Origin of the sequence: Candidatus Bealeia paramacronuclearis, assembly GCF_035607555.1 — a bacterium.
Taxonomy (GTDB): domain Bacteria; phylum Pseudomonadota; class Alphaproteobacteria; order UBA9655; family UBA9655; genus Bealeia; species Bealeia paramacronuclearis.
In genome coordinates this window covers 148914-161152 of the sequence record NZ_JAVHWZ010000003.1, presented here as the reverse complement: position 1 = coordinate 161152, position 12239 = coordinate 148914, and the positions used below count along the sequence as shown (strand labels likewise).

The following is a 12239-nucleotide window of genomic DNA, read 5'->3' as shown; positions in this document are numbered from 1 at the left end:
TTAGGCCACTTCTTCAAGTTCAGACTTGAGTTGAGATAAAAGGGAAAGGTCGACTCGCGTATCCATCCAATCTTGCGTCTCCCCATTATAAGCATAGTGATGCGCACCTGAAAGCGGGGAGGAAAGCCAAATTTGCTTTGAGATGGGATGAATATTAATTAAGAATTGCCTCTGATCAGAAAGTTCAATGGTAATTGAATCTTCCTCATCTTCAATGTCAAGGGCAGGATAGTGCGTTTCAAAAAAATCTAGAATTTTCGCCATGTAGGGCAGTACAACCCCCCTGAAATCAATCTCGTTCATGACGGCCTCATGTATTCTATTTTTGAGGAAAAGTGGTGGAGCCAGGCGGGATCGAACCGCCGACCTCTACAATGCCATCGTAGCGCTCTCCCAGCTGAGCTATGACCCCGACTTTAATGAGATGAAACATATCCAGGCTTTGCATAACTTTCAAGTGCTAAAATTAAGAAATGTGAGATGATTTTAATTTTTCACCCCTTGATTCGAATTCATAAGTGCACCTATTCTTTTTAAGAAAAGAATTAAAAAGAGCTGAATTCAAAATGACGAAAAAAATAGTATTTATGTCTCTGGCCCTTAGTTTTAGTGTCGTAAATCTGAGTGCTACGATTTATTGGACAAAAGATGATCTTGATTTCACACGCAGTATCCGAAAAATAACAGAAATTGGTGAAGTCAGAGATGGAAACAACAGGCTTATTCATCAAAATGTTTGTACGGATGTTGAATATTTTGATGGAATTGTTTCCAGAGAATTTTATAAATTACAAGGAACAGCGTGTGTACAAGCAGAGAGCAAAATTATCTCAGGCCCTCATCAAGATGGGAAAAATCCCCACAAACATGTTGTTATCGGAAAAGTCAATAAAGCCGATTTTATACGCGCATAAAACCATGGGGCTTGTCCCATGGATGAAGCGCCCCTCATATAATTAGTGATATGAGGCAAGCGCAGCTTGAACTTGGCCTTTAGTCCAACGAGATACCACGGGGCTTGCCCCGTGGAGGTTCACCGTTTACAAAAATATTGTGATCAAAACGTATATTGATTTACGAAAAGATTTGAAAGAATACACCCCTTGCCAATGAAAAGGCCTTATAAAGGCAGGGGAAAGCCAAAATAAGCGTTGTAATTCAATAAAATTTATGTAGTTGGGTGGGATAGGGCAGGGCCACCTCATGAAAATTTTTGAGTGAGGATATTGGAAAGGATGTTGTCATCCCAACCGGCCATTTTTCTAAGCCTTTTAATAGACTGACGCTTCATTTTATCTTTGGTAAGCTGTAAAAGATTTAAAGCCATATGTCGAATAATAGCCATAACTTGAGCAGGGCCACCTCATGAAAATTTTTGAGTGAGGATATTGGAAAGGATGTTGTCATCCCAACCGGCCATTTTTCTAAGCCTTTTAATAGACTGACGCTTCATTTTATCTTTGGTAAGCTGTAAAAGATTTAAAGCCATATGTCGAATAATAGCCATAACTTGAGGGGCGTTTTCTTTCCTGATGCGAGATTGATCTTCTCCAAAAGACATGTCTAAAACCCAATGAAGATTATTTTCTATCTCCCAATGACTTCGAATAGCCCCCAGGACCTTCTGAGGAGTTTCTTGGAGAGAAGAGATATAATATCGTGTTTCGTAAGTGGTTTTATCTTTGGTTTCTCGTTTAGAATCAATACGAATGATACTATGAATTGAGCTCCAATGAGGATGCCGCTCTCGCAGCCAGGCCACATCATGTGTGACCCAACATTGCCTTGTCTCAAGGCGGCCATGACCTTTATCGTAATCCTTAAAAGAGCTGATATTGTTAATTGTTTTCAATTCGCTATCACTCAAGCAGGTTGTTACATCTTCGCAAAGAGTTCCCTGATTTCCTTTTAAAGAAAAAATATAGTTTCCCTCTTTCTGAATGATTTGATCGGCAATGTCATATTGACATCCCATTGCATCAATGGTGACTGTTGTTCCTCTCAGGTCTAACCATTCCAAAAGCTTAGGAATCGCTGTGATTTCATTGCTTTTTTCTGAGACTTTTTCCTGCGCTAACACCAATCTGGCTTCTGACGCATAAGCGCTAACCATATGTAACATATCAGTTCCCTCATCAAAGCTATGCCGTGATGATTTTCCATCGATAGCAATAACTTTCTTTTGCATTTGAGATTTAAGACTTTCGACCCAACTTCGAAACAGCTCTTGAAATTCCTTGGGATCTATTGCTCTAAAAAATCGACGATAGGTATCATCGCTGGGAATTCCGTTCTTGTAAGGTAAGAATTGACGAAGGTAGTCAATCTTTGCCTTTCCAAAGTCTTCAACATCCTGCCATCCTTCTGCTCCAGATATTACAGCGCACAGAGTGACAAGGCGTATTTCTGACATTGTGTAGTCTCGATTACGCTCAGACCTTGGATCTTCTATATCTTTAAAATGATCTAAAAGACTAATTTCAACTTCTATTCCCATTTCTACCTCCTGTTTTTTTCAGGTAGGCTCTCATTTTTTCTATCTCTTAGCTATTTTTTTTCATGAGGTGGCCCTGGTGATCCAAGCAATCTCCATTGTCATTGCAAGCATTCAAAAGTATAAAGTTGCTTTTGAATGCTCGAGATGATGGTTTTTGAGTGATTTTAAAATGTGTAAAAAGGTTTTAATATGCAAAATGCAAATGGTCAGGGTGGGCGAAATGTCATCAATGGATGGGTTTTGATCGACAAACCTGTGGGGCTAACTTCGACGGATGTGGTTACAAAGCTCAAGCGCAAATTGAGGCCGCAAAAAATTGGACATGCGGGAACACTCGATCCTTTTGCAACGGGTCTTCTTCCCCTGGCTTTAGGGGAAGCCACAAAAGTGATTTCTTTTGGGATGGACGGCCTAAAAACGTATCAATTCACTCTCAAATTTGGAGAAGAAACTACAACTGAAGATACGGAAGGGGAAGTCACACGAACTTCACCCGTTAGGCTCACGGGAGAAGACATCGCAAAAATACTCCCTGAATTTTTAGGACACCTCCAACAAATCCCTCCAGCCTATTCAGCTCTCAAAATTCAAGGCAAACGGGCCTATGAATTGGCGAGGGCTGGGGCAGTCCTGGATCTTCCTCCACGGGAGATCTATATTGAAAGTCTGAGGCTTTTATCCCAAAATAATGCGGATGAATTTCAATTTGAAGTCATCTGCGGCAAAGGGACTTATGTAAGAAGTTTAGGGAGGGACATTGCCCGGAAATTGGGATCTTGGGGACATCTTATTCAGTTAAGACGAACGCAAGTGGGTCCTTTTTTAGTCCAGAATGCTTTTTTGCTAGATTCTTATCTGGAATTGGGGCATAAAGCAGAAATTAATAATGCCATTCTTCCACTTCAGTCGGTGCTGGACGACATCCTGGCCGTTGAAGTGTTGGATGATGAGGCGAGACGATTGAGACAAGGTCAGTCTATTTCAAGGCCAAATTTGTCTTATCCCGAAGATGCGACCGTGTTTGTAAAAACGCAAACATCCGAGCCCCTGGGCCTGGCACTGTATCACGAAGGAGCGTTGAAGCCTTATCGTATTTTTAACATCTAATTTGAAAGGTAAAGAGATGTCGATTACTGCAGAAAAGAAACAAGAAGTTATTAAATCCTACGCCACCAATAAAACTGATACAGGTTCCCCTGAAGTTCAAGTGGCCATTTTGACCGAGCGTATCAACTCTTTGAGTCAACACATGCAAGCACATGTTAAGGATTTCCACTCACGCCGCGGTCTTTTGATGATGGTTAGCCGTCGTCGTAAGCTTTTGGATTATGTAAAAGGCAAAAGCCTCGCACGTTATCAAGACCTCATTCAACGCCTTGGGATCCGTCGTTAATTTTTTGGCGAATTTAGGTCTCGGGCTTTTAAAAAATCATAAGGAAAAGAAAACATATGTTTAATGTCTATCGTGAAGAATTAGAATGGGCTGGCCAAAAGCTGGTTCTGGAAACAGGGAAAATCGCGCGTCAAGCGGACGGAGCTGTTGTTGTCAGTTATGGAGACACAGTCGTCCTCTGTACAGTGGTTGCAGCCAAAAAGGCGGCACCGGATGCGTCCTTTTTCCCCCTCACGGTGCATTATCAAGAAAAAACTTATGCTGTTGGTAAAATTCCTGGTGGATTTTTCAAGCGCGAGACCAAACCCAGCGATCGTGAGACTTTGATTTCTCGCCTTATCGATAGACCCATTCGCCCGCTTTTCCCTAATAATTTCTTGAATGACACACAAATTATTTGCACGGTTTTAAGCCATGACATGGAAAACACACCGGACATTGCAGCTATTGTAGGTGCATCCGCGGCATTGACAATTTCTGGCGTGCCTTTCTTAGGTCCTATTGCCGGAGCTCGCGTCGGCCTCATTAATGGCGAATATGTGCTCAATCCAACGCTTGATCAACAACAAGAGTCTTTGTTGAACCTCGTTGTTGCAGGAACACGTGAAGGCGTTTTGATGGTGGAATCTGAAGCCAAAGAACTCTCAGAAGCTCAAATGTTAGGGGCTGTGAACTTTGGACATCAGTCTTTCCAACCCGTAATTGATGCCATCATCCGTTTGGCTGAAAAATGTGCGAAAGATCCTTGGGATCTTCCTGTAAGCAATCCTGAATTGCCAAAGCTTGTTGCGCGCATGACAGAACTTTGCCAAGAAGAACTCGTTGCAGCTTATAAAATTCAGGAAAAGCAAGCACGCCATGAAAAACTAACCCTTGTGAAAAGCCAAACGATCGAAGCTTTAATCGAAGAAGGTTTTGACGGAAGTTTGGCCTACTCTTGTTTTAAAGATTTGGAAAAAGATCTTGTCCGTGGTGACATTTTGAAAACTGGAATGCGCATTGATGGGCGCGACACAAAAACCATTCGTCCTATCGTATGCGAAGTGGGTATTCTTCCCCGTACACATGGCAGCGCACTTTTCACACGCGGTGAAACACAAGCTATTGTGGTGACCACTTTGGGAACTGCCAGTGACGAACAACTCATCGATTCCATTGAAGGTGAATATCGCGAGCATTTCATGCTGCATTACAACTTCCCTCCCTACTCTGTGGGTGAAACGGGTCGTATGGGGGCCCCTGGGCGCCGTGAAGTCGGACATGGAAAATTAGCATGGCGTGCTCTGAACCCTTTGATCCCGAGCAAAGAAGAATTTCCTTATACTATTCGTGTTGTCTCTGAAATTACCGAATCCAATGGATCGTCTTCCATGGCTTCGGTGTGCGGTGGATCTTTGGCGATGATGGACGCAGGCGTTCCTTTAGCTCGCCCTGTGGCTGGGATTGCCATGGGCTTAATTAAAGAAGGTAAAGACTTTGCCGTTCTTTCAGATATTTTGGGAGATGAAGATCATTTGGGCGATATGGACTTTAAAGTGGCGGGAACCGAAGATGGTGTTACAGCCCTTCAAATGGACATTAAAATTACAAGCATCACCAAAGAGATTATGGAAATAGCCCTTGACCAAGCAAAGGCAGGACGTCTTCATATCCTCACCAAAATGGCATCCGCTTTAACCCAATCCCGCGGGGAAGTGAGCGAGCATGCGCCACGTGTTGTGAGCTTTACAATTAACAAAGACAAGATCCGTGAAGTCATTGGATCTGGCGGTAAAGTCATTCGCGAGATCACAGAAACTACAGGCGCTAAAGTGGACATCAATGATGATGGCGTTATTAAGGTTTCTTCAACTGATCATGCGGCCATTGAAAAAGCCGTGGAATGGATTAAAGGCATTGCGATGGAGCCCGAGATTGGCGTGATTTACAAAGGTAAAATCGTTAAACTCATGGACTTTGGGGCTTTCGTCAATTTCATGGGCGGTAAAGATGGTCTCGTGCATATCAGCGAATTAGCACCTCACCGCGTGGCTCAAACGAGCGACGTTGTGAAAGTTGACGATGAAGTTTATGTCAAAGTTCTTGGTTTTGATCGTGGAAAAGTGCGACTTGGTATGAAAGGGGTTGACCAGACGACAGGTGAACCTATTATTTCACCAGCAACTGAAGTTTCAAACTAAGTAGATTATTGATAGGAGTGTGGGCTTGAAAGCTTTAAACACGATTCGGTTATCCGGCAAGGAAGCCCTTCCTCTGATTGAAGGTGGAAAAGGCATCTCAATTTCCACAGGCGAAAGCTCGGGCGCTTGGGCTGCCGCCGGTGGCGTGGGTACGTTTTCAGCGGTGAATGCTGATTCCTATGACGAAAATGGAAATTTTATTCCTGTAGTCTACCAAGGAAAAACACGCCGTGAACGCCATCACGAATTGGTGAAATATTCTATTCAAGGGGGAATTACCCAGGCGAAGATCGCCCACGAACGTTCCAATGGACAGGGCGGCCTTCATATGAATGTGCTTTGGGAAATGGCGGCCGTTGAAGAAATTCTTGAGGGAATTTTAAATGAAGTTGCTCCTCTTGTAGATGGTGTCACCTGTGGAGCCGGTATGCCTTATAAAGTGGCTGAAATTGCCTCAAGTTATAACATTTTTTATTATCCTATCGTTTCCTCTGGGCGTGCTTTTCGTGCCCTTTGGAAACGTGCTTATCATAAATATCCCGAGTGGCTTGGGGGCGTTGTTTATGAAGATCCCTGGCTTGCTGGTGGTCATAATGGACTCAGTAATTCTGAAGATCCTCAAAAACCGGAAGATCCCTATCCACGGGTAGCAGAGCTTCGCCGGGTCATGAATGAGTTTGGACTTCAACATGTCCCTGTCATTATGGCGGGTGGCGTTTGGCATCTTAATGAGTGGGAGCATTGGTTAGACAATCCTGAAATCGGTCCTGTGGCGTTCCAATTTGGAACCCGCCCGCTTTTGACGAAAGAGAGCCCTATTTCTGAGGCCTGGAAACAACGCCTTTTGACGCTCAAACCGGGGGATGTTTATCTCAATCGTTTCAGCCCCACAGGATTTTATTCCTCCGCTGTTTCCAATCCTTTTTTGGATGAGCTCAAAGAACGCAAAATGCATCAAATTGCTTACACAACGGGACCTTTGGGAGATCACACCGAAAGCTTCCCCGTGGGCGCTCGTGGAAGGCCCGTCTATGTTACTCCCCATGATAAAGCAGATGCCTTAACTTGGGTTGGACAAGGATTCACGGAAGCCTTAAAAACACCGGACTCCACAATTATTTTTGTGACTCCACAAAAGGCCGATGAAATTAGGGCTGATCAAATCGATTGTATGGGCTGCCTGAGCGCTTGCCTTTTTAGTAACTGGTCTCAAAATGAAACTGGAACCACAGGTCACAAAGCGGATCCTCGTTCTTTTTGCATCCAAAAAACATTGCAAGCCATCGCCCACAGTGAAGAAATCAACAATCAATTGATGTTTGCTGGACATGCAGCCTATCGTTTTGCTCAAGATCCTTTTTATGCCAATGGGTATGTGCCCACAGTTAAAGAATTGGTCGAGAGAATCGTAACCGGTTATTGATTTTACGATTTAATTTCATTAAAGTTTTAACAATCTCAAAGGAGGATGATATGAGCCAATTAAAAGATTCCAAAACAGCCAAAAATTTGATGGACGCATTTGCCGGGGAATCCCAAGCCAATCGTCGCTATCTTTATTTTGCACAAAAGGCTGATGTTGAAGGTTTATCCGATGTGGCCGCTATTTTCCGTTCTACTGCAGAAGGTGAAACAGGCCATGCTCATGGTCACCTCGAGTTCTTGGAAGAAGTTGGGGATCCTGCAACAGGAAAGCCCATTGGAGATACTGCCCTAAATCTCAAAGCCGCCATTGCCGGTGAGACCCATGAATACACCGATATGTACCCAGGTATGGCGAAAACCGCACGAGATGAAGGTTTTGAAGAAATTGCGGAGTGGTTTGAAACGCTGGCTAAAGCGGAGCGGTCCCACGCGGGGCGCTTTGAAAAAGCCCTGAATAACTTATCATAAGGAAATCCAAAGATGAGTGAGGGAGCAGGAGCCAATCTTAAAGAAGGTGGCCTCCATGCCCCCCTCCGTCATCCCCTTGATTGGAAAAATCCAGATTTTTATGATGAAGAAAAACTCGATGCAGAGCTGCGTCGGGTTTTTGATATTTGCCACGGCTGCAGGCGTTGTTTTAATCTTTGTGAGAGCTTTCCCACACTTTTTGATCTGATTGATGAGTCCCAATCGGGTGAGCTTGATACAGTTCAAAGTGAAGGATTTAAGGAGGTTGCTGATAATTGTACTCTTTGCGATCTTTGCTTTATGACCAAGTGCCCCTACGTCCCGCCCCATGAATTTGATCTTGATTTCCCCCATTTGATGTTGCGTTATAAAGCTGTGGAACAAAAAAAAGGCGAGACGTCTTGGATTTCGGGTCAACTTTCTGAAACGGACCGCAATGGAAAAATCGCCTCCGTAGCGCCCGGACTTGTAAATTGGGCGAATCACAGAGACAATAAATACACTCGTCCAATTCTTGAAAAAGTGGCAGGGATTGATTCCCGCACCGAAATTCCTCAATTTCATGGAAAAACGTTTCTTCTGCGCGCGCAAGATGAAAAAATTGTGATTAATACAACTGCACCCGCCTATGGGCGCAAAGCCGTTCTTTATGCGACTTGTTTTGTGAATTACAATAATCCCGATTTGGGCATGACGGCGCGGCGTCTTTTGGCACATTTTGGAATTGAAACTGAGGTAGTTTATCCAGGATGCTGTGGCATGCCGCAATTCGAACAAGGCCGACTTCCTCAAGTAGCTACTAGCGCTCAAGGGATCTCTGAAGCCATGAAGCCTTGGATTGATCTTGGTTATGACATTGTGGCCCTTGTACCCTCATGTGCACTTATGATGAAATTTGAATGGCCGCTCTTATTGCCTGAAAATGGAACGATTCAAAAGCTGGCCGAATCAACTTTGGATCTTAGCGAATATATTATGACACTTCAAAAATCTGAGGGGCTCCCGGCACCCGTCAATGCGATTTCAGATCCAGTGACGCTTCATATTGCCTGCCATGCGCGTGCGCAAAACATGGGACGTAAGGCAGAGGAGATGTTGAAGTTGATCCCGGAAATCCAACTCAATGTGATTGAGCGCTGCTCCGGGCACGGCGGCACCTGGGGATTTATGAAAGAACATTATGAAGTAGCGCTGAAAGTTGGAAAACCTGTGGCGCAAGAAGCGCTTAAATATCAACCCGCAGTTGTCACCTCCGAATGTCCCTTGGCAGCAACTCACATCGCCCAAGGTCTTGAGGTTTTGGAGCCCTCTCAAGGGTTGATGCCGACGCAGCACCCTCTTGAGATTTTAGCTCGTGCTTACGGCGTCCTTTAAACCCCGTAATACATCTTAAATTCAATCGGTTGCGGTGTCATTTCAAGCGCTTTGGCTTCTTGCATTTTAAGTTCAATAAAGCCATCAATAAGTTCATTACAAAAAACACCGCCGGCATTCAAGAAATCACGGCTGTGATCGAGGGACTCTAGCGCTTCTCGAAGGGATGCTGAAACGGTTGGAATACCATGAGACATCCTCTCGTCATAAAGATTGGCTTCGTGTGCATCCCCTGGATGAATTTTGTTTTTAATGCCATCCAAGCCCGCCATAAGCATGGCTGCAAATGCTAGATAAGGATTGGCCGCAGGATCGGGGAAGCGGACTTCAATACGCTTTGCTTTTTTAGAGGGTGTGAAAGGCACACGAATGGCCGCAGAGCGGTTGCGCGCAGCATACGCCAGCATCACGGGCGCTTCATAACCTGGTACCAAGCGTTTGTAGCTATTTGTGGTGGGATTAGTGAATGCGTTTAAGGCTTTTCCATGACGAATGATTCCACCAATATAATAAAGGGCCATTTCTGAAAGATCTGCATAAGCATCGCCCATAAACAAGGGCTTGTCTTTCATCCATAAGGATTGGTGAACGTGCATGCCTGAGCCGTTATCTTTATATATGGGTTTGGGCATGAAGGTGGCCGTTTTCCCATAAATTTGGGCCACATTTTTAATGACGTATTTATAGACCTGAAGATGATCCGCTGTTTTTGTCAGTGTTGAATATTTAAAGCCCAATTCGTGTTGGCTGGGTGCCACTTCATGGTGATGTTTCTCAACTTCCAAGCCCATAGCTTGCATAGTTGAGAGCATCTCGGCGCGCATATCATGAATTTGATCCACGGGACCCACGGGAAAGTATCCACCTTTCACATCGGTACGATTGGCGAGGTTACCATTGGGTTCTTTACGTCCACTATTGTAAGGGCCTTCTGAAGAATCGAGATAATAAAATCCTTTGTTCATCTCAACGCCATAACGGACATCGTCAAAGATGAAAAATTCTGGCTCTGGTCCAAAATAAGCTCTGTCGGCAATACCTGAATCGATGATGTATTTTTCAGCGCGTTTAGCGACACCGCGGGGATCGCGCCTGTAGGCTCCTCCCGTTGTGGGTTCGATTACATCGCAAATAATATTGAGGGTGGAATGCGCCGTGAACGGATCCATAACCGCTGTCTCTAAATCCGGGCACATGAGCATGTCTGAATCTTCAATGCCTTTCCAACCTGGAATCGAGGATCCATCAAACATGACCCCCTTACCCAAGAGTTCTTCATCCACGCAAGAGGCATGAAAGCTCACATGATGCCAAACATCAAGTGTGTCGGTGAAACGAAAATCAACATATTCGATATTTTTATCTTCAATGAGAGAAAGTGTATTTTTAAGGGAGGAGGACATAATGAATAAGCTCGCGCAGTTAAGGGAAACGACGCTGTAGAGAAATAAACCCTTTTGCGAGGAAGAACAAGTGCTCTTTTAAAAAATGTAGGAGTTCATATCAAATGAGACTGATCTGACCTTGATGAAATTAATAGGTTTTCAGCCAGTCTTGTCAAGGTACATTTCACTTAAACCCTTGACAATCCAGGCTTTGAAAACCTCATTGAACTACCAAGGCCAAATCCTATAGGATGCTTTTTCCAAAGCGTCCTCTGATTAAATCTGTCTCACATCTATCTGAACTCAAACAAAAAGTTTTGAAGCCTTCTCTCACCTCAAATTTTGAAACATCTTTATCCCTTGTTTTGGAGGAGGAGCACCTTTGAGGACAGGTGGAGATGCAAGGGCGCCAATTATATTTCCCGGCTTTTGAAAAAAGGCCACCTCAAGATTGCCTTTTTGCAGAAGGGGAGAGAAAGTTAATTGACCACGAAATTTTGTAAATTTTGCCTGAAGGGAATCAGCACCAGAGGAAAAAGCTAGCACTATAGTCCTTCCCCTATAAATAGATAGATTTTTAGGAAAAGTTTAGGTATAAGGAGGGAATGGTAAAAGCATATTCGGAAGACCTGCGGAAAAAGGTCATCTCCTACATTACGAGCGGCGGCCGTAAGCGGGAGGCTGCAAAGGTTTTTAACGTTGGAGAAGCCACGATCTATCGATGGATATGTCTTCATAAACAAGGGGATATTAAACCGAAAAAACGCACTTCTTATCCGCGTAAAGTCGATGAGCAAAAACTCAGAGACTACGTCGCTCAAAATCCGGATCATACGCTCAAACAAATCGCCGAAGCTTTGGGGTTGAGATTCCAAAACGTGAGTAAATGGCTTAAACGTTTAAACATTACACGAAAAAAAGACGACGCTTTACAAAGAACGTAACGAAGACAAGCGGGCCGAATTTATAAAACAGCTTGAGAAAATAGATCCTGAAACAATCGTGTGGATTGATGAAGCTGGGATTGATAATCGCCTTTATCGAGAGCATGCCTGGGCGCCGCGCGGACAAAAGGTTTACGCGGAGATCCCGGGCCAAAAAAGAGAGCATGTCAGTATCATTGGCGGTCTCATGAAGGGTGCGTTCGTGGCGCCTTTCACCTTTCAAGGTGGATGTCATGCAGATCTTTTTAATGCTTGGCTTGAGGAGGTTTTATTGCCGAATTTATCAAAAAATACCACCCTGATTATGGACAATGCCGCCTTTCACAAATCGCCAAAAACGAAAGATTTGATTGAGAAATTTGGCTGCCATCTCCTCTTTCTCCCAACTGACTCTCCTGACCTCAATCCTATCGAACATTGGTGGCACAAAATCAAATCCATCCTCCGCCCCCTCGTCCAGCAAAACCCAGAAAACCTTCATCAACTACTTGATAAACTCCTCAGCCAATATCTATCCATATAATGGAGAAGTACTATAGATGTTGTCCTCAAGATGGCTGATCAGCTGCAAAG

At 44.1% G+C, this 12239-nt stretch carries 13 protein-coding genes and 1 tRNA gene; 9 read left to right on the top strand and 5 right to left on the bottom strand.

What is annotated here, in order from left to right; translation table 11 throughout:
- Complete coding sequence (gene cyaY / locus Bealeia2_RS09050; RefSeq protein WP_331256711.1) at window positions 1–303, bottom strand: iron donor protein CyaY; 303 nt, start codon at window positions 301–303, stop codon at window positions 1–3.
- Window positions 304–336: 33 nt separating this feature from the next.
- A tRNA-Ala gene (locus tag Bealeia2_RS09045) sits at window positions 337–412 on the bottom strand.
- Between the two features lie 154 nt (window positions 413–566).
- Here Bealeia2_RS09045 and Bealeia2_RS09040 point away from each other — a divergent pair.
- On the top strand, window positions 567–914 hold the full coding sequence (locus Bealeia2_RS09040; RefSeq protein WP_331256710.1) for a hypothetical protein: 348 nt from the start codon (window positions 567–569) through the stop codon (window positions 912–914).
- 287 nt (window positions 915–1201) lie between these two features.
- On the opposite strand, the gene Bealeia2_RS09035 is transcribed toward Bealeia2_RS09040, so the two are convergent.
- On the bottom strand, window positions 1202–1345 hold the full coding sequence (locus Bealeia2_RS09035; RefSeq protein ID WP_331256709.1) for a hypothetical protein: 144 nt from the start codon (window positions 1343–1345) through the stop codon (window positions 1202–1204).
- Window positions 1346–1363: 18 nt separating this feature from the next.
- The gene (locus tag Bealeia2_RS09030) at window positions 1364–2497 is read right to left on the bottom strand and encodes an ISAs1 family transposase (RefSeq protein ID WP_331256708.1); all 1134 of its coding nucleotides are present in this window, start codon (window positions 2495–2497) and stop codon (window positions 1364–1366) included.
- Window positions 2498–2686: 189 nt separating this feature from the next.
- On the opposite strand from Bealeia2_RS09030, the gene truB reads away from it, so the two are divergent.
- Genes truB through Bealeia2_RS09000 form a run of 6 tightly spaced genes read left to right on the top strand, consistent with a single transcriptional unit; the run spans window position 2687 to window position 9337 of the window.
- Complete coding sequence (gene truB, locus Bealeia2_RS09025) at window positions 2687–3604, top strand: tRNA pseudouridine(55) synthase TruB (protein ID WP_331256707.1); 918 nt, start codon at window positions 2687–2689, stop codon at window positions 3602–3604.
- 16 nt (window positions 3605–3620) lie between these two features.
- On the top strand, window positions 3621–3890 hold the full coding sequence (rpsO, locus tag Bealeia2_RS09020) for a 30S ribosomal protein S15 (protein WP_331256706.1): 270 nt from the start codon (window positions 3621–3623) through the stop codon (window positions 3888–3890).
- 56 nt (window positions 3891–3946) lie between these two features.
- Window positions 3947–6070, top strand: coding sequence for a polyribonucleotide nucleotidyltransferase (pnp, locus tag Bealeia2_RS09015; protein ID WP_331256705.1), 2124 nt, complete (start codon window positions 3947–3949; stop codon window positions 6068–6070).
- A 25-nt stretch (window positions 6071–6095) separates the two neighbouring features.
- Window positions 6096–7493: an NAD(P)H-dependent flavin oxidoreductase gene (locus tag Bealeia2_RS09010; protein ID WP_331256704.1), complete on the top strand. Its 1398-nt coding sequence runs from the start codon at window positions 6096–6098 to the stop codon at window positions 7491–7493.
- A 50-nt stretch (window positions 7494–7543) separates the two neighbouring features.
- Window positions 7544–7963, top strand: a complete 420-nt coding sequence (locus Bealeia2_RS09005) for a rubrerythrin family protein (protein WP_331256703.1) — start codon at window positions 7544–7546, stop codon at window positions 7961–7963.
- Between the two features lie 12 nt (window positions 7964–7975).
- Window positions 7976–9337 carry a (Fe-S)-binding protein gene (locus Bealeia2_RS09000; RefSeq protein ID WP_331256702.1) on the top strand — a complete coding sequence of 454 codons (1362 nt, stop codon included), beginning with the start codon at window positions 7976–7978 and terminating at the stop codon, window positions 9335–9337.
- Here the strand turns inward: Bealeia2_RS09000 and glnA are convergent.
- Entirely contained in the window at window positions 9334–10740 is a 1407-nt protein-coding gene (glnA, locus tag Bealeia2_RS08995; protein WP_331256701.1) for a type I glutamate--ammonia ligase, read from the bottom strand. The two genes, Bealeia2_RS09000 and glnA, sit on opposite strands and share 4 nt — an antisense overlap.
- Before the next feature lie 587 nt (window positions 10741–11327).
- Between glnA and Bealeia2_RS08990 the strand changes: the two genes are divergently transcribed.
- A complete protein-coding gene (locus Bealeia2_RS08990; protein ID WP_331255234.1) occupies window positions 11328–11666 on the top strand; it encodes an IS630 transposase-related protein in 339 nt (112 codons plus the stop codon).
- A gap of 22 nt (window positions 11667–11688) precedes the next feature.
- The gene (locus Bealeia2_RS08985) at window positions 11689–12189 is read left to right on the top strand and encodes an IS630 family transposase (protein ID WP_331256568.1); all 501 of its coding nucleotides are present in this window, start codon (window positions 11689–11691) and stop codon (window positions 12187–12189) included.
- Window positions 12190–12239 lie beyond the last annotated feature (50 nt).